This is a genomic window from Actinomadura roseirufa (genome assembly GCF_900659635.1).
GTDB lineage: Bacteria > Actinomycetota > Actinomycetes > Streptosporangiales > Streptosporangiaceae > Spirillospora > Spirillospora roseirufa.
Genome location: NZ_CAACVB010000067.1, coordinates 16,517 through 34,086, shown reverse-complemented (window position 1 = coordinate 34,086; position 17,570 = coordinate 16,517). Strand labels below are relative to the sequence as shown.

At 70.1% G+C, this 17,570-nt stretch carries 15 protein-coding genes and 1 tRNA gene; 4 read left to right on the top strand and 12 right to left on the bottom strand.

All coding sequences use genetic code 11. The annotated features are described in order from the left end of the window. The 7 genes from E1291_RS16785 to E1291_RS16755 all read right to left on the bottom strand — a co-directional run. Positions 1-435, bottom strand: a 435-nt coding sequence (locus E1291_RS16785) for a Rho termination factor N-terminal domain-containing protein (RefSeq protein ID WP_207400767.1), incomplete at its 3' end; no start/stop codon positions are given. A gap of 454 nt (positions 436-889) precedes the next feature. Next, positions 890-1,843 carry a homoserine kinase gene (thrB, locus tag E1291_RS16780; protein ID WP_131738748.1) on the bottom strand — a complete coding sequence of 318 codons (954 nt, stop codon included), beginning with the start codon at positions 1,841-1,843 and terminating at the stop codon, positions 890-892. 88 nt (positions 1,844-1,931) lie between these two features. Then, positions 1,932-2,999 (bottom strand): threonine synthase, encoded by a 1,068-nt coding sequence (gene thrC, locus E1291_RS16775; RefSeq protein ID WP_131738747.1) that lies wholly within the window; start codon positions 2,997-2,999, stop codon positions 1,932-1,934. 47 nt (positions 3,000-3,046) lie between these two features. Next, positions 3,047-4,333, bottom strand: a complete 1,287-nt coding sequence (locus E1291_RS16770) for a homoserine dehydrogenase (protein ID WP_207400768.1) — start codon at positions 4,331-4,333, stop codon at positions 3,047-3,049. 23 nt (positions 4,334-4,356) lie between these two features. After that, positions 4,357-5,748, bottom strand: a complete 1,392-nt coding sequence (lysA, locus tag E1291_RS16765; RefSeq protein WP_131738745.1) for a diaminopimelate decarboxylase — start codon at positions 5,746-5,748, stop codon at positions 4,357-4,359. Beyond that, complete coding sequence (locus E1291_RS16760; RefSeq protein WP_131738744.1) at positions 5,748-6,422, bottom strand: DALR anticodon-binding domain-containing protein; 675 nt, start codon at positions 6,420-6,422, stop codon at positions 5,748-5,750. The genes lysA and E1291_RS16760 overlap by 1 nt, the downstream gene beginning before the upstream one ends. Before the next feature lie 21 nt (positions 6,423-6,443). Further along, positions 6,444-6,806: a response regulator transcription factor gene (locus tag E1291_RS16755; protein WP_131738750.1), complete on the bottom strand. Its 363-nt coding sequence runs from the start codon at positions 6,804-6,806 to the stop codon at positions 6,444-6,446. Positions 6,807-6,937: 131 nt separating this feature from the next. Between E1291_RS16755 and E1291_RS16750 the strand changes: the two genes are divergently transcribed. Next, positions 6,938-7,009, top strand: a tRNA-Arg gene (locus tag E1291_RS16750). Positions 7,010-7,569: 560 nt separating this feature from the next. Here E1291_RS16750 and E1291_RS16745 read toward each other — a convergent pair. From E1291_RS16745 to E1291_RS16725, 5 genes are all read right to left on the bottom strand, one after another. Continuing rightward, positions 7,570-9,435 carry a serine/threonine-protein kinase gene (locus E1291_RS16745; protein WP_131738743.1) on the bottom strand — a complete coding sequence of 622 codons (1,866 nt, stop codon included), beginning with the start codon at positions 9,433-9,435 and terminating at the stop codon, positions 7,570-7,572. Positions 9,436-10,494: 1,059 nt separating this feature from the next. Then, positions 10,495-10,851 carry a hypothetical protein gene (locus E1291_RS16740; protein WP_131738742.1) on the bottom strand — a complete coding sequence of 119 codons (357 nt, stop codon included), beginning with the start codon at positions 10,849-10,851 and terminating at the stop codon, positions 10,495-10,497. 22 nt (positions 10,852-10,873) lie between these two features. Continuing rightward, positions 10,874-12,112, bottom strand: coding sequence for an erythromycin esterase family protein (locus tag E1291_RS16735; protein WP_131738741.1), 1,239 nt, complete (start codon positions 12,110-12,112; stop codon positions 10,874-10,876). Positions 12,113-12,229: 117 nt separating this feature from the next. After that, positions 12,230-12,442: a hypothetical protein gene (locus E1291_RS16730; RefSeq protein ID WP_131738740.1), complete on the bottom strand. Its 213-nt coding sequence runs from the start codon at positions 12,440-12,442 to the stop codon at positions 12,230-12,232. A 349-nt stretch (positions 12,443-12,791) separates the two neighbouring features. Next, entirely contained in the window at positions 12,792-13,319 is a 528-nt protein-coding gene (locus E1291_RS16725; protein WP_131738739.1) for a hypothetical protein, read from the bottom strand. Between the two features lie 358 nt (positions 13,320-13,677). On the opposite strand from E1291_RS16725, the gene E1291_RS16720 reads away from it, so the two are divergent. Genes E1291_RS16720 through E1291_RS16710 form a run of 3 tightly spaced genes read left to right on the top strand, consistent with a single transcriptional unit; the run spans position 13,678 to position 17,569 of the window. Next, complete coding sequence (locus tag E1291_RS16720; RefSeq protein ID WP_131738738.1) at positions 13,678-14,229, top strand: nucleotide exchange factor GrpE; 552 nt, start codon at positions 13,678-13,680, stop codon at positions 14,227-14,229. Continuing rightward, complete coding sequence (locus E1291_RS16715; RefSeq protein ID WP_131738737.1) at positions 14,226-16,706, top strand: Hsp70 family protein; 2,481 nt, start codon at positions 14,226-14,228, stop codon at positions 16,704-16,706. The genes E1291_RS16720 and E1291_RS16715 overlap by 4 nt, the downstream gene beginning before the upstream one ends. Then, on the top strand, positions 16,706-17,569 hold the full coding sequence (locus E1291_RS16710) for an OmpA family protein (protein ID WP_131738736.1): 864 nt from the start codon (positions 16,706-16,708) through the stop codon (positions 17,567-17,569). Before E1291_RS16715 ends, E1291_RS16710 begins: the two co-directional genes overlap by 1 nt. The last annotated feature ends 1 nt before the right edge of the window (position 17,570 follow it).

The following is a 17,570-nucleotide window of genomic DNA, read 5'->3' as shown; positions in this document are numbered from 1 at the left end:
CTGCTCGGCGGGCGCCGAGGCGGGCCCGGAGGCGGGCCCGGAGGCCGGCGCGGCGTCGGCGACGGTGAGCTGCTCGTCGGACGCCTCGCGCTTGGCCGTCGTGCGGGTGCGGCGGGGCCGCTCGGCCTTCGCCGGGGCGGCCCCGGCGGTGGTGCTCGCGGTGGCAGCGGCTCCCTGCTCGCCCCCCGCCGAGCCCTGCCCCTGGCCGCCCTGCTTCTCCTGGATGGCGGCGATGAGCTGGCTCTTGCGCATCCCGGTCGTGCCGGTGATGCCGAGGCTGGACGCGAGCTGCTTGAGCTCGGGCAGAACCATGGCCGACAGGCCGGTGCCCGACCGGCGGCGCCGGGGGGCGGCGGGCTCCGCGCCCGCCGGGGCGGCGTCGGCCGCGGGTGCCGTGCCTGATGCGTCCGTAAGGAGTTCGCTGGATTCGCTCACTAAGGGTCCTTCCCAGGGAGCGGGCGTTGGCCGGCGTTCGGCCAGTCAACCCGGTGGTGCGGCCCGGCGGGGGCGCCGAGTCGGGCTCCGCCGATCACGATGGCACCGCGATCGGCGATTTCTGGGCACAGCCAGATGATGGTCGGGACGGTTCGCTCGTGCGCGACCCCCGTCACCGCCACGTCCGAAGCTTCGCTGGAATGCCTGACAACGGGATGTCACGGTGTCGGGGAGCCTAGTACGCGGGACCGACACGACCGGAGGGCCGAACTGGTGACGCGCGGCTGACGAGCACGCTGCCCCGAACGGGGCATCTGGTGCGGCATTCAGCCTAACATCACCAGGGCACACTGCTATTCCCCAGAGGTCGATGTCTTCGCATTTTACCTAGCTGGATCTTGCCGGAACCGGTACCGGCCGGAGCGGCGCGCCGACCCCGCCCCCGGCACCGGCGTCAGAGCCGGACCCGCGCTCCACCGGCCACGACGCGGGCGCCACGGGTCGCGACGTCCAACGGGTGTTCGTGCCAGCCATTACCCACTTCCAGGGCCATCGAATCAACTTGTGATGCGGTTGTGAAGGCCAGGACAGTAGGTCCTGCCCCGGAAATCACGGCCGGGACACCGGCCTTGCGCAACCGCTCGACGAGTTCCGCGGAGCCGGGCATGGCCGGGGCCCGGTAGTCCTGATGGAGCCGATCCTCCGTCGCGTCCAGGAGCACATCCGAGTCCAAACCCTCGGTGAGCGCGGCAATGAGCAATGCGGCGCGCCCCGCATTGGCGGCGGCGTCACTGTGCGAGACGGTTTCGGGAAGCAGTCCCCGCGCGCGCTCGGTGGCCAGTTCCTGCTCCGGGACGAACACCACGACCTCGGTGACCTGTGGGTCCAGCCGGACGAGCCGCGCGCCGTCGGGGGTCGTCCACGCGACCGTCAGGCCGCCCACCAGACACGGGGCCACGTTGTCGGGATGCCCCTCGATCTCGGTGGCGAGCCGCAGCGCGGCGCCGTCGTCGAGGAGCCCGCCATGCGGGTGCAGCGCGCGCGCCGCCACGATCCCCGCGACGATCGCCGCCGAGGACGACCCGAGCCCGCGGCTGTGCGGGATCCGGTTGCGGCACCGCAGCCGGATCCCGTCGGGCTGCCCGAGGGGGTGACCGGCTCCGGCCGCCGCGAGACCGTCCAGGACGTCGAAGGTGCTCCTGAGCACCTTCACGATCAGGTGCTGCTCGCCCCGGTCCGCGACCTCGGCGCCCTCCCCGTCCACCTCGATGGACAGCTCGCCGCCGGTCAGCGTGACCTCGACGTCGTCGTAGAGGGCCAGCGCCAGGCCCAGCGAGTCGAAGCCGGGGCCCAGGTTCGCGCTCGTCGCGGGCGTGCGCACCAGCACGGGCTCGGTCGGTCGGCTCATCGCCCGCCCCTTCGGAATCGGGTGCGCGCCGCCGGGCGCGCGACCGCGCGACCTCCCGCGGCGCCGCCCCGGGAGGAGGTGTTCTGGATCAGGTCAGGCCCAGCGCGGAGGCGGCGGCGTGCGCGTCGACCTTGACGATGGTGGGGGCGGGCGCGCCGGAGATCGCCCAGTCGGGGTCCTTGAGACCGTTGCCGGTCACCGTGCACACGACCTTCGCGCCGGGCTTCACCCGGCCCTGCTCGCTCGCCTGCAGAAGACCCGCGACGCTCGCCGCGGACGCCGGCTCGACGAACACGCCCTCCTCGCGGGCCAGCAGCCGGTACGCCGACAGGATCTGCCGGTCGGTGACCGAGTCGATCGCGCCGCCCGACTCGTCCCGCGCCGCGATCGCCAGATCCCAGGACGCCGGGTTGCCGATCCGGATCGCGGTGGCGATCGTCTGCGGCTTCAGGACGGGCTCGCCCTTCACGAACGGCGCCGCGCCGCTCGCCTGGAACCCCAGCATGCGGGGCGTCCCGGACGACACCCCGTCCGCCGCGTACTCCTTGTAGCCCATCCAGTAGGCGGAGATGTTCCCCGCGTTCCCGACGGGCAGGCAGTGGACGTCGGGCGCGCCGCCGAGCGCGTCCACGATCTCGAACGCGGCGGTCTTCTGCCCCTGCAGCCGGTACTTGTTGACCGAGTTGACCAGGGCCACCGGGTAGTCGACCGCCAGCTTCTGGGCCAGTTCGAGGCAGTCGTCGAAGTTCCCGTCCACCTGGAGCAGCCGCGCGCCGTGCACGAGCGCCTGGGCCAGCTTGCCCATGGCGATCTTGCCGTTGGGGACGAGGACCGCGCAGGTCATCCCGGCCCGCACGGCGTACGCCGCGGCCGACGCGGAGGTGTTGCCGGTGGACGCGCAGATCACCGCCTTGGCGCCGTCCTCGGCGGCCTTGCTGATCGCCATCGTCATGCCGCGGTCCTTGAACGAACCGGTCGGGTTCGCTCCCTCGACCTTGAGGTGCACCTCACAGCCGGTCAGCTGCGACAGCCGGTTCGCCGGGACCAGCGGAGTCCCGCCCTCCAGCAGGGTGACGACGGGCGTCGCGTCCGTCACCGGAAGGCGGTCGCGGTATTCCTCGATGAGGCCACGCCACGCACGGGCGTTCGCGTTCACGTCGTTCTCCTTGGATGACCTGCGATGTCGTGCGGAGTCTACCGGCGTCACTCCTCGCCTTCGACGCGCATGACACTCGCCACTTCACGCACGATGTCCAGCTCGCGTAGCCCCTCCACCGTCCCCGACAGGGCCGCGTCCGGCGCCCGGTGGGTCACGACCACCAACTGGGCCTCTTCACCAAGCCCCACCTGGCGGACGGCCTGGATCGACACGCCGTGCCGGGCGAACGCCTCGGCCACCGTGGCGAGCACACCGGCCTCGTCGGCCACGTCCAGCTGGATGTAGTAGCGGGTCACGGTCTCCCCCATGGGGAGGACGGGCAGCTCGGCGTAGGTGACCTCGACCGGCCCGGCCGTCCCGCCGGACAGGTTGCGCGACACCGCGACCAGGTCGCCGAGGACCGCCGAGGCCGTCGGCGCGCCGCCGGCCCCCGCCCCGTAGAACATGAGCGAGCCCGCCGACTCCGCCTCCACGAACACCGCGTTGTACGCCTCGCGGACGCTCGCCAGCGGATGCGACCGCGGGATCATCGCCGGGTACACCCGCACCGACACGCCGCGCCCGTTGCGCCCGTCGTCGGAGGGCACGCGCTCGCAGATGGCCAGCAGCTTGACCACGCAGTCCATGCCCTTGGCGCCGGCCACGTCCGCGGCACTGACCTCGGTGATGCCCTCGCGATGGACGTCCGCGGCGGTCACCGGCGTATGGAAGGCGAGCTGGGCCAGGATCGCCGCCTTGGCCGCCGCGTCGAACCCCTCCACGTCGGCCGTCGGATCCGCCTCCGCGTAACCGAGCGCCTGCGCCTCCTCCAGCGCGTCGTGGAAACCGGCGCCGTGCGTGTCCATCTGGTCGAGGATGTAGTTCGTGGTGCCGTTGACGATCCCGAGCACCCGGTGCACATGGTCGCCGACCAGGGACTCCCTGAGCGGCCTCAGCAGCGGGATGGCCCCGGCCACCGACGCCTCGTAGTACAGGTCGACGCCGTACTCGCGCGCCGCCGCGAACAGCGTCGCGCCGTCCTCCGCGAGCAGCGCCTTGTTGGCGGTGATGACCGACTTGCCGGTCTTCATCGCCTCCAGGATCAGCGTCCGCGCGGGCTCGATCCCGCCGATCACCTCGATGACGATGTCGACGTCCTCGCGGGTCACCAGCGCGTGGGCGTCCGTCGTCAGCAGGTCCCGGTCGACTCCGGCCCGGACCCTGTCGGGGCGCCGCACCGCGATGCCCGCCAGCTCCAGCGGGGTCCCCACCCGCGCTGCCAGGTCGTCGGCCTGCTCGCGCAGCAGCCTGACGACCTCCGTGCCGACGACGCCGCAGCCGAGCAGCGCCACCCGCAGCGGACCACGTTCGGGTTTCACGCTTCGACCTCCGCATCGAGCCGCAGCAGGTCCTCCACGCTCTCCCTGCGGACGATCACGCGCGACCTGCCGTCCCGCACCGCGACCACCGCGGGCTTCGGGACGTGGTTGTAGTTACTTGCCATCGACCGACAGTACGCACCCGTCGCCGCGACCGCCACCAGGTCCCCCGCCGAAAGATCTGCTGGCAGCCACAGGTCGCGCACCACGATGTCCCCGCTTTCGCAGTGCTTTCCGACAAGCCTGCTGAGCATGGGCTCCGCCTCCGACGACCGGCTCGCCAGGACGCCGGTGTACTCCGCGCCGTAGAGGGCTGTGCGCAGGTTGTCGCTCATCCCCCCGTCCACGGACACGTACGTCCGCAGCCCCTCGACGTCCTTGACCGTCCCGACCTCGTACAGGGTCACGCCCCCCGGCCCCACGATCGCCCGTCCGGGCTCCACGGTCAGCCTCGGCATGGTGAGCCCGTACGCCCTGCACTCACGCGCGACGATCGTCCTCAGTCCGTCCGCGATGGCCTTGGGGTCGTGCGGCTCCTCCCCCGGCACGTACGCGATCCCGTAGCCGCCCCCGAGGTCGAGCTCCGGCAGCTCGATCCCGTGCTCGTCCCGGATGGCCACCAGGAGTTCCGCCAGCCGGTGCGCCGCGACCTCGAACCCGTCCACCTCGAAGATCTGCGACCCGATGTGGCTGTGCAGCCCCACCAGCTCCAGCTGCTTCAACTCCAGGACGCGCCGCACGGCCTCCAGCGCCGCCCCAGAACTCCGCGAGAAACCGAACTTCTGGTCGTCATGAGCGGTCGCGATGAACTCATGGGTGTGAGCTTCCACACCCGTGGTCACGCGCACCATCACCTTGGGACGCGCCCCACGTTCCTGGGCCAGATACCCCAGCCGCGCGATCTCCTCGAACGAGTCGAGGACGATCCGTCCAACCCCAACCTCAAGAGCCTTCTCCAGCTCCCGGGTCGCCTTGTTACTCCCATGCATCGTGATGCGTTCCGTAGGGAACCCCGCGGCCAAGGCGACCGCAAGCTCACCCCCACTGCACACGTCCAGGCCGAGCCCTTCCTCGTTCAGCCACTTGACCACGGCCCCGCACAGGAAAGCCTTGCCCGCATAGTGGACGTCCCCGTCATGGAACGCCGCCGCGTACTCACGCGCCCGGCTCCGCACGTCCTCCTCGTCGTACACGTACAGAGGCGTGCCGTACTCCCGCGCCAGATCCCGGACGTCCACCCCGCCCACCGTCATGACGCCCTCCTCACGCCTGGCGCCACGCGGCCAGATGTGCGTATCGAGAACGTTCAGGTCGTCCGCCGGGCCCGCAGGGTGATCTTCGGGCAGGACGTCTGCGTGCCGGGGACCGGCGGGGTGAACTCTGCTCATCAAATCCGCTTCCTAGGACTCTCACCGATCATGTTCAGGCCATTGCCCAAGACGACCTGCACGGCCTCCGCCAAGCTGACGCGCCCCTCATGCACCGCACCCGGCTCCTCATCGCCCAAAGGCAGAGCAGGACATCGCTCGTGCACGTCGTGGTACGCCCCGGCCACTTTCTCCAAGCAGAACACCAACGGCCTGGCATCCCGTTCCCGTTCGGCCTGCGCCGCCCGTCCGGGCATGTCCCCCAGAGCCTCCACCAGAGCCAGCTCCTCCGGTTCCCCCGGCCCGAACACCCCCGGCCGAACCCCCAGATCCGCGGCCCAACGCCCCACCCACACGGCCCGCGCATAGGCGTACCGCACGCAGAACCCAGGGTTCTCGAACGTCCGTGGCCACTCGTCCCACCGGTGAGAGGGCACCCGCGCGATCCCGTAACCGGCATCCCGGACGATCCCGTCCACCAGGGCCCCGGCCCCGACCTCGATCCGCACGAACCCGCGCCCGGTGACGGTCCCCCCGACCCGCCGGGCGATCACCTGCGGATCGACTCCCGCCCGCAGCGCCACGGGACTCTCGTAGACCCCGGCGCCCCGGCAGAAGACGGGCACCTCCCCCAGCTCACGGCCCACGTCGCGCACCGCGGCCGCGAGGGCGCCGCTCACCTCGGCTGGAATCACCCTCGCGAGACTATCCGACCACTATCCGGACACCGCCGCCAGCTTCCGCACCGTCTGGATCAGCTGGTTCGGGTCGAACGGCTTGGTCACGTACGCGTCCACGCCGATCTCCGCCCCCCGCCGCACATCGTGCTCCTGCGCCCGCGCCGTGATCATCACGACCTTGATGTGCGCGGTCACGGGGTCCTCCCGCAGCCTGATCGCCGTGACCCACCCGTCCAGCCGCGGCATCATCACGTCCAGCGTGATCACGTCCGGCCGGACCTCGCCCACCTTGTCCAGGCAGTCCTGCCCGTCCACCGCGGTCGCCACCTCGAACCCCTCCAGCTGAAGGTTCACGGCGATGAGCTGGCGGATCACCTCGTCATCATCGACGACCAGCACGCGTCCCAGTGGCTCGGTCACGGCCTTGAAGCTAGCCCACTCCACCCCCCAACGCACGGCGAACGTTCAGGTGCGCGTCACCCCACCAACCCTGGTAGCCTTCATCTCGCGCCGCCCAAGGGGCAGCGCGGGCCCCCTTAGCTCAGGGGATAGAGCAACGGCCTCCGGAGCCGTGTGCGCAGGTTCGAATCCTGCAGGGGGCACCCGCGAATCACCAGCAGAAACCCGCAACGACCTGGCAAAACAGGCCGAGCGGGTTTTTCCATGTATGCAGCCCTGTGCAGCCATCGGACGTCGACTCCGGATCCCGGCCGCCTGCGGCTCCTGCCTCTCCCGCTTCAGCCTGCGAGGCGCCGAATGCGGCGTTCTGTGCACCGCCCCGCCGGCGCCATCTCAGCCGGAGCTTGGCAGCCGCCTTGTACACCTCCCGCCTACCTCCGGACGCCGGTTGGCGGAGTTGGGGACGGTCGGCCTCAGGGAGGCGGCCACAGGTCCAGGGGGCTGGCTCTCCCTCGGCGCGGCGCTGAAGAAGAGGACGCCGTCCACGGCCGCCGCCATGTGAACCGCGCCGGCCCCCTCGACGGGGCGGCGCTCGTCCCGAGCATGGCTTCCAACGCGGCCTGAGAGTTTCACAGGCGGGCTTCAGCTCGCACGCCAGGTGACCTGAGCGATCGCGTTACCCGCAACTGGGGGCACTGGCGTTACCGCTCCACCGGCACCGGCCCCATCCGCGACGTCTGTCGAGGCCGACGCTGCCCAGTATTCAGCTCGGGGAGCTCGTCGGCGATCGGCTGCCGGCATCAAGCCGGTACACGGCTACATCATCCAAAGCCGTGGCGAATGATTCACTGCCGAAACCGGATGAGAGATCCGCGCGAAAACCAAACCATCCACCGCGCGGGATGGGATCCTTTATGTCGCGTCCCGATAGAACCAGATCCTTGCCAATCCAGAATTTTAGCCTCACCGAGCCATCGGGGGCGTTGGCGCACACGGCATGAAGGTGGGGGTCGACTAGATTCACCGGGAAGGTGGCGTTCGCGATAGTTCGGTTCGTGCCCGGACCAATTTTCAGCAAGCTCACACCGTTGACAAAAACGACAAAACCGTAACTTTCGCCTTTTTCTTTGACTCGGCATAGAATCCCCGCCGACGCGCCGTCTGGGATCCGATCGACATGGAGAGTCGCATCGATCCGCAGGTCGGACGCCGTATCTCTCGTAAGGAATGTCGAGAGCGGCGGCAAAGCCTCCACCGTAGTGTCCGGAGAAATGGTCAAACGTAGCCTTCCGTTGACCGGCCCTACCGGCCTCGTCTTCTTACCATTTTCATACCCCTGCCAGTTCTCCGACTTACCGGAAAAATCGTCGGCGAAGACGCGCGTTCCGCCGGGTAGAGGAACTTTCGACGAGGTTTCCTCCGGCATGGAAAAGCCATCCATCAGCGATGATACGCCCTGTATTATACTGATGAGAGTGGACGTTGTCAGGAAGATGGCAATTCCCGCCAATATGTACGTCAAGGGGGACGAGCGCCAGCGCCTGGCCGGTCTTATATAGGGGTTATGAAATTGCTGGTAATTGGCGGGCGGATAACCTTTCGGCGGGGAAGTCGCATGAGATATCCAGCTCCATGTCCGATGCGCCTTGTTCGCTGGCGGGAAGGTGGCGTTGGCATGGCCTGTCGGGCCGGGGGCCGGACTGCCGTGTCCGGCTTTGGCCGCGCCACTGCGCCCACCTGAGTCACGGAGGCCGTGGACGAATCGGGAGTCGCGCCGTGCCGGGGGGTCTTGGGCGGGGAGCACCGGTTTCCGAGGTCTGGCTCGATCCCCGGTGAGCGCGGTGAGGAGAGCGCTGACTGAGGGACGGTCGGTCGGATTCTTGGCCAGGCAACCGGCGACCAGGTCCCGCAGACCGTGGGCGACAGGCACTTCGTTCAGATCGGGAGGTTGCGTCGTGATGCGGTGGATGATCGTGGCGGCCGATGTGGTGCCGAACGGAGGGTGGCCGGTGGCGGCGAAGGTCAAGACCGAGCCGAGAGCGAACACATCGCCGGCGGGTCCCACGGTGTGGCCATGCACCTGCTCGGGTGACATGTAGGCGTAGGTGCCCAGCATGACGCCGGATTCGGTCATGGTGCCGGCGTCCAGGGCGCGGGCGATGCCGAAGTCGATGATGCGAGGTCCGTCGTCAGCAAGGATCACGTTGCTCGGCTTGAGATCGCGGTGCACGAGACCGCAGGCGTGGATGGCGGCCAGTCCCTCGGCGAGTCCGGCCCCCAAGTCGAGAACCGCATCCAGGGAGAGAGGGCCGTTGTCGGCGACCCTCTGCTGCAGGGAGGGGCCAGGGATGTAGGCGGTGACCATCCAGGGCGGGTCGGCGTGCGGGTCGGCATCGACGACCGGGGCGGTGTGAAAGCCTCCTACCAGCCGGGCTGCCTCGATCTCTCGGGCGAATCGCTCGCGAAACTGCTCGGCGTCGGCGTATTCGGAGCGGATGAGTTTCACCGCGACCGGGCGGCCACCGCGTGAGCGGCCATAGAACACCTGTCCCATGCCGCCCGCGCCGATCCGGTGCAGTAGCCGGTAGTCGCCGACCTGGTCGGGGTCGCCAGGCTGGAGAGGAACCATCAGTGCGCCTCATCATTGATGAACCGGCGCTTCCCCCTTAAGGGTGCGCTCTGGCCAATCCTTTCAGAGGACCTTCCCCTCTGCGGGGTGAAAACGCCGGAATGACCGTGTCGACGATTACGGACCACTTGAACCCCGCCGTGAACACGTCCGTAAGGGGCCTGGTGTCGGGTTGCTCCGTGCTACCTCACCGGTCAGTGTCGATGAAGCCGCGCATCGGTCTACCGGATGGGAGTCCCGTTCGCTGGCTGAAATTCGGGTGCGAGTTGGCGAGCGCGGCTCTGAAGGCTGTTTCCCCCGAGCCGCTGCTTTTGGGGCGCTCTTGGTGCTTACTGGTGGAGGGTCCACTGCGCCCCACGGGGAAGGTGGCGGTTATCTTGCCGTGGGCCTTTCCGTAGGGCCCTCGGCGGGTATTCGCGTCGGCCCTGGCCGTGCTTCTGTGCGAACGACCAGGAGCTGTAGAAGAAGGGGTTGACGCCGGTCTTCTGCTGGACGAGTGACAGCCAGCGGTTGGCCCAGTCGTTCATCTGGCGCTTCGAGTGGCAGCCCGTGATCCCCAGGTCGGGTCGGGTCCGTGGAGGCCCCGGGCGGTGGGGTCTGCCGGGGAGGCGGATGAGCCTGCGTTCGGCGGCCGCCGAGCGGGCGCCGACGCCGAGCCTGGTGAAGATGCGCACTCGGTGGGCCTTGATGGTGGCCTCGCTGATGAACGGGCGCCGCGCGACCCCGTATCTGGTTCATCAGGCGGGTGGCTATGCGTGGCGACAACGCGGTCTTGCCGCGTGCGGCCGTGGGTCACGCGGAACGGCTCGTCCGGTGGGCCTTGAGCAGGTAGCCGGACGCGCCGATCGCGATGGCGCGGGAGATGCGGCGTCGGAGTCGTAGGTGGTGAGGACCAGCACGCGCGGCCGGCAGCGCGACGATCCGCCGGGGGGCCTCGACGCCGTCGAGGCCCCCGAACCCTGAAGGGCGAGGCCGCTACCGCCGTCGCGGACGCCGTGCAGGGTGGGCAACTCGGCTGAGCGGCGGCGTGGACCATCGGTGGGTGCCCACCCTGCTCGCTCAGTGCTGGATCAGGTGGGTGGCCGTGTCGCTTTCGCTCGGCGCCACGGCACTGGGACGGCTTTCGATCAGCCGCCATTGCACGGCGAAGCCTGCGGGGAACTGGATCCGTCCGGACAGGGCACGGTCGATGCGGTCGCGTACTTCCTGTTCTGCGTCGGGTTCGGCGGCGAACAGGACCCGGACGCGGGCCTCGTCACCGTCCCTGTTCGCCTCTACCCAATGCGGGGCCAGCGGGCACGGCGGCGGATGATTCCAGTGGCCGCACAGCCCCACCGTGATCGCCGCGCCCGGCGCGCGCACGTCGGAGTCGGGCTCCATCAACAACACCGCATCGTGGGCGAACGCCTGGCGCATGAGACCAGCGTCCCCACAACGGTCAAGCTCCACAAGGGGAGGAGTGGTGTGGGCGCTCCTCCGCTTGTGGGACGTCCTTGATGAAGACGATTCCGTCGATCTTGGTCAGGTGGGTCGGGTCTAGTGGGGCGTACCCGTACCAAGGGGAGACGCGGGGGGCGGATCGCGTCTCGTTAAGGGCGGAGACCAGGCGGTGGGGGTCGATGAGGTGGCGGTCTTCTGGGAGTTCGTAAAGGGCGCCTTCGAGAGTGTCCGAAGGTGGGGTGTCCACTCCTTGGTGCCGGATGGTGCCTAGCGCTGTGGCCAGGAAGGCGTACTCCTTGCCCAGGTGGGCGTTCACGATCGCGCCGGCGCCCCACCACTCCACTGGCAGGTCGCCCATCCGGATCGTGCTCTTACGGCGCTGAAGATGGGTGTTGTGGGCGTGGACCAGCGCCGGGCCCTCCTCCGCGATGGCGAAGAGGTTGTGGGCCATCATCGAGTCCCGCACGCCCACCAGCCGGGTCATGCGGCCCGATGACGTGTCGGCCATCCAGGAGTGGTAGCGCAGCAGGCCGACGGCGGTGCGCCCGTACAAGCGCGCGCGGTTCCATGCCTCCCGTGAGGGTGCCTCGATCAGGTCCGGTGTCTGCGCGTCGAGGAGGGCTACCAGGTCGTCGGCGAGGAGCCGCAGGTGCATGGCCTCGGCCGACTTGCCCACGGATTTGGACGGGTCCATCATCGCCGCGGGATTCGTCCACCGGTCGTCGGCGCCGAGGAGGCGGTCGAGTGTCTCCGCGGTGCAGGGGAGCAGGTCCGCGTCCACCCTGGCGGCGAGGTGGCCGTGGAGCGCGGTCAAGGACTGACGGGGGCTCGCGGCGCCGGTGATCTCCAGCGGGCCGTCGAAACCGGCGAAGCGCACGCGCTCGGACGCGGGCCGGCCGTCGTTGTGGGCGCGCATCCAGCGCACGAGGTCGCGGTTGGCCTCGGACGCGCCCAAACCGTGGCTGAACCCGCGCGCCATGACGTCATCGAGGGTGCCTTCACCCGAGGTGACGTAGTCGTCCACGACCAGGCCCATCACGCAGTCGCTCTCGATCGCGATCCATCGGTAGCCCTCCTGCTCGACGAGCTGCCGGAAGAGCTCGTTGCGCAGGTCGAGCAGGACGTCCTCGCCGTGGGTGGGTTCGCCCAGTGCGAGCAGCCGTGGCCGGGTCGGGAGCAGCTTCATCACAGCGGCGCCATCGACGGCGTCGGCGGTGTTCCTGAGGTCAGTTGCCATGACTTCAAAGGTATCGCTGAAGGTCGTATTGAAACTTTTCCGCGATAACAGCAGGACTATGAGGTGAAACCCTCAAAACGAGGAACAACCCTGTCCGGTTGGCCTGGCGTGCGTTTCTTACTGCGGATCGTTGATTCGGTGTCCCTGGAGGGTGCTGGCCGGGGTGAACCATGTGCTGCGGATGCGTTCGTTGCTTCCGTTCGGGGTCTCGTGATCGGCCGCCAGCTGCTGGAGGCTCAGGGCACTGCCGACACCTTGGAAGAGACCATGGATGTAGTCGTCCGCGTCGGCGGAGGCGATGCCGTGGACGGTGGCCCATGACGTGAGCACGGCGAGATACGCGCAGTGGTGGTCAGCGTTCACCGCCGGGTGCGGCGGATAGGTCGCCGTGACGGAGCGGCTTTCCCGGACGGCGGGATGGCCCGGCCGATTTCGCCCACTCCGATGACGCCGATGCGCTTCATTACCTCTACCTCCGTTGCCGGGACGGCCGCGACGCCGGCCTGGCCGCCGACTCCCGGGCATGGTCGGTACGCGTGGCGGCGCATGTCAGCCCGGCCGACGCTCACCGAACGTCCCCCGATCGAAGCGATTGAGAATCTCCGCACTGGAACGCCGCTGACCTCACGCGGCCAATCGCATTCGCCGCCTTGTTGGCTTCGAGGGACGCGGCCCACACTCAGGAGATGTCGATGCCGATGGCCCCCACCGCGACGCCGCCGACCGCGGCCCAGATGACCGAATTGCTCTTCGACATCTTCACGAGGCTGACCGGTGAGCGGAGCATGTCGGCGAGCGTGAACGCGTTCTTCTGGCTGTCCTCCGGACAGGCCACCGAGGACACGATCGCGACCCGGTACGGCGCGCGGTACGGAACGATCACCGCGAACGCTCCGGGAATCGCCCCGGTGATGGACCAGTCAACTCCACCCGCCGCTTCTGCACGGCACCGACGATCAACATCCAGCAGACCCTGACGAACATCGCGCGCCTGTTCTGGGTCTGGGGACGCAAGAGCGGCGAGATCGCCGCCGTCAGCAGGGGCGTCCTCGAAATCGCGGAGCGGGTCCGCCGGGAGGAACGCGAGAACAAGGCCAAAGAAGACCCCGGCACAAAGTAGAAACGACACCCATTCAGAACAAAGCATAAACCGGACAAAAGGGCCGCTCTTAAAGGTCGTGCCGGTCGATGGGATGGGGCCGTCCACAAATTCTCCGGGACCGGTCCCGGCGGGGCATGGCTAGGTTCGCGGGCATGGATCCCGAACTTTGGCGGCGGGAATCCCCCGGCGAGGCGCGCCTCGCGCGGTGCCCTATTCCGGCCGCCGGAAAACCTGGCGGGCTCGCCTTGACGGTGCATACCATCGCGGCGATCGACGCGCGCGGGGTGTGCCATTCGAGCGCGTCCATGTCGATCGTCCACAGCGGCGTCCGGCGGCCGGGGGCGGCCCGGAACCGGACGGTGCGCCGGTGACGATCACGATCCCCATGGAAGGGGCGGTAGTCCGTCTTGTACCGCGTCAACCGAACCGGGGCCTCCCCACGCGGATCGGCGGGGGAAGCGCCGTGAGGAAACGACGAGCCACCGAGGCCAGGGCCACCGTCCGCCAGTGGCGATGGCCCCGGGAGTTCCGGATCCGCCCTGCGCAATGGCCGGACGACGTCCTGGCCCTGTTCGCCGAGGTGTCCGCGGCGGAGACCGCCGAGGCCGAGGGGCCCGCGCGGGACGCCGAGGTCGTGGGCGGCGCACCGGGCCTTTCCGAACGGTCCCTGGCGGACGTGGCGACCTCCGTCTGGCGGCTGCGCGTCCGGACGGCCGGCCTCCCCGACGGGATGCGCTCCACCACCCGCCACGTCGAGAAGGCGTGGGACGCGCTCGCGCAGGCCGGAGTCGAGATCAAGGACCACCTGAACGATCCGTTCGACTCCGGGCTGAGCATCAGCGTCGTCGCGTTCCAGCCCACACCGGGGCTCGAACGCGAGCGCGTCATCGAGACCATCCGGCCGAGTGTCTATCTCGGCGACCGGCGGATCCAGATGGCCGAGGTCATCGTGGGCACTCCGGACTCCGCCGCCGAAACGCCGCCGCTACCAGGGGCGAGGGAGCAGCGTCAATGACCAGGACCACGATCGACTTCGGGATCGACCTCGGGACGACCAACAGCGCGATCGCCGTCCTCAACGGCGTGGACGCCAAGGTTTTCAAGAACGTCGACGGCAGTGAGACGACCCCCTCGGCGGTGCGGGTCGACCAGCGGAACCGGCTGTACGTCGGCCGCGAGGCCAAGGAGCGCAGCGAGCAGGACCCGGAGAACACCTGCGTCGAGTTCAAGCTCCGGATGGGCACGACCGGCCAGCCCAAGATCTTCAAGGACGCCGGGCGGTCGATGGAGCCCGAGCAGCTGTCGGCCGAGGTCCTGAAGTCGCTGAAGCGGGACGTCGAGAGCGTCGGGGACGAGGTCGCCGCCGCCGTCATCACCGTCCCGGCGGCCTTCGAGCTGAGCGCGTGCGAGGCGACCAAGCGGGCCGCCGAGCTGGCGGGGCTGGCGCAGGCGCCGCTGCTGCAGGAGCCCACGGCGGCGGCGCTGGCCTACGGGTTCCAGTCGGAGGCCGACAACGCCTTCTGGCTGGTGTACGACTTCGGCGGCGGGACGTTCGACGCGGCCGTGGTCAACATGCGCGACGGCGAGTTCAACGTCGTCAACCACCGGGGCGACAACCTCCTCGGCGGCAAGCTCATCGACTGGCAGATCGTCGAGACCCTCCTCGTCCCGGCGGTGGTGGAGCGGTACGGCTTCTCCGACTTCAGCCGGGGGAACGCGCGCTGGCCGGCCGCCCTCAACACGCTCAAGCTCGCCGCCGAGGCGGCCAAGATCCAGCTGTCCCGCCGGGACTCGGTCGACATCGACGTCGTGCTGGTGGACGCCGAGGAGCGGCGCTACGAGTTCGACTTCGACCTGCGGCGCGGGGACGTCGAGCGCCTCGCCGAGCCCTACATCGCGCGGTCGGTGGACCTGTGCCGCCGGGCGCTGCGGGAGAGCGGGCTCGAGCCGGGCGACATCGAGAAGGTCCTGCTGGTCGGCGGGTCGACGCTGTCGCCGTACCTGCGCGAGCGGATCGCCGACCCGCGCGAGGGGCTGGGCATCGCGATCGACCAGAGCCAGGACCCGCTCACCGTGGTCGCCAAGGGCGCCGCGATCTTCGCCGGGTCCAAGCTCCTGGAGACCGGTCCGGCGGTCGCCGCGCCGCCGGCCGGCGTGCACGCCATCGAGCTGGAGTACAGCCCGACCGGGCCGGAGACCGAGCCGTTCGTCGGCGGGCGGGTGACGGCCGACGACCCGGCGGGCCTCGCCGTCGAGTTCGTCAACGCCGAGGCGAGGCCGGCCTGGCGCAGCGGCCGCATCCCGCTGTCGGCCGAGGGGACCTTCACGGCCACGCTGTGGGCCGAGAAGGGGCGCCGGAACACCTTCCTGATCGAGCTGACCGACCGGTCCGGCGCCGTCCTGCGGCTGAGCCGGGACCGCCTCGACTACACGGTCGGGACCATCGAGACCCAGCCGCTGCTGCAGCAGACGATCGGCGTGGGGCTCGAGGACAACAGGTTCCTGCCGCTCGTCAGGCGCAACAGCCCGCTTCCGACACGGCAGAGCATCACGCTGCGCACGACGGTCGCGGTCAGCCGGGCCATGTCGGAGGGGATCCTCCGCATCCCCGTTCTGGAGGGGGAGCACCCCCGCGCCGACCGCAACCGCCGCATCGGGCGCATCGAGGTCGAACCCGCCCAGGTGCGGCGGGACGTCCCCGAGGGCACCGAACTCGAGTTCACCATGCTGGTGGACGAGTCGCGCCTGGTGGTGGCGCGGGCCTACGTGCCGCTCCTGGACGAGGAGTTCGAGCACGTCATCAACATGCGGACCGAGACCGTCCCGGAGCACGACGACCTGGTACGGGACGCGCGGGCCGAGAAGCACCGGCTGGAGACCGCCCGCCGCAGGCTCGCCGAGATCGGCGACGCCCGCGCCTCGGAGCTGCTGGACCGGATCGACCGGGACCGCCTCGTCGGGGAGATCGACTCGAAGGCGAAGGCCGCGCGGGCCGACCCGACGGAGGCCACCGAGTGCGGCAAGCTCATCCTCGTCCTGCGGGCGGCGGTCGACGACCTGGAGGACGTGCTCGAATGGCCCGCGCTGGTCAAGGAGTCGCAGGAGGTGCTGGCGGCCGTCCAGGAGATCGTGCGGGCCAAGGGGAACGAGGAGCACCGGCGGTCGCTGTCGGCGGCCGAGGCGTCGGTCCAGTCGGCCCGCGCCGCGCACGACGCGCCGCTGCTGCGCCAGCGGATCGACGACCTGCGCAGCCTGGCGATGCAGGTCCTGGACGCCTCGGGCGACCTGCCCTTCCTGATCTTCGAGGATCTGCGCGGGCTCCAGTCGCAGATGCGCGATCCCCAGGAAGCACAGCAGCTCATCGCCGCGGGGCAGCGGGCGGCCGCGGCCGGTGACCTCGGCACGCTGCGCGACATCAACGGCGTCCTCGGCGAGATGCTGCAGACGTCGCGCCCGGCCCTGGACGTCCTGAGCACGGTCAGGAGGTTCTGATGGCCGGGCAGTCCGCGCCGTCCCTCGCGACCCGCGAGCTGGCGCTCGCGCAGGCGCGCACGCTGGCCCGGCACGGCCGCTACGCCGAGGCGGAGGCGATCCTCACCGACGCGCGGCGCGACGCCGTCCCGGCCGTTCCGCTGCTCGACCTGCTGGCGCGCGTCCACGCCCAGCAGGGCCGGCTGGACGAGGCGGACGCGGCCTGGGCCGAGGCCGAGCGCCTCGCCCCGGGCGGCGGGGAGATCGCCGAGTGCCGCCGGCGCGTCGCGCGGGCGCGGGCCCGCCGGACGACCCGTCCCGCCTGGCCGTACGCGGTCGCGCTGCTCGCGGCCGCGCTCGCCGCCGCCCTCGTCGTCGTCCTCCTCGTCCCCGACCGCGGGGAGGACGACCCGTCGTCACCGCGCGCGGTCCCCCGGCCCGTGCGTCCCTCCTCCTCGCCGGACGTTCTCGCCGAGATGGACCTCGGGGTGCCGGGGGCGATCGTCCGGCGCCGCCCCGGTGAGCTCTCCGTCACCTTCGAGAGGGGGCTGTTCCGGGACGGCGTGCGGTTCTCGCGGGACGGGCGCGCCGTCCTCACCGCGCTCGGGGAGCGGCTGCGGCCCTACGCGACGCGGGTGTCCCTCACCCTCATCGGGCACACCGACGGGCGCGCGGTGCCCCCGGGCCGCGGGTACGCGACCAACACCGAGCTCGGCACGCTGCGCGCGGCGGTCGTCCGCGAGTTCCTGCACGACGGCGCGGGCGTGCCGGCCGGCAGGGTCACCGTGTCGAGCCTCGGCGCTGCCGCGGCGCTCGGCGGGGGCGGTTCCCCGGCCCGGAACCGGACCGTCGATCTGCGGATCTCCGCCGGAGGCCAGGCGTGAC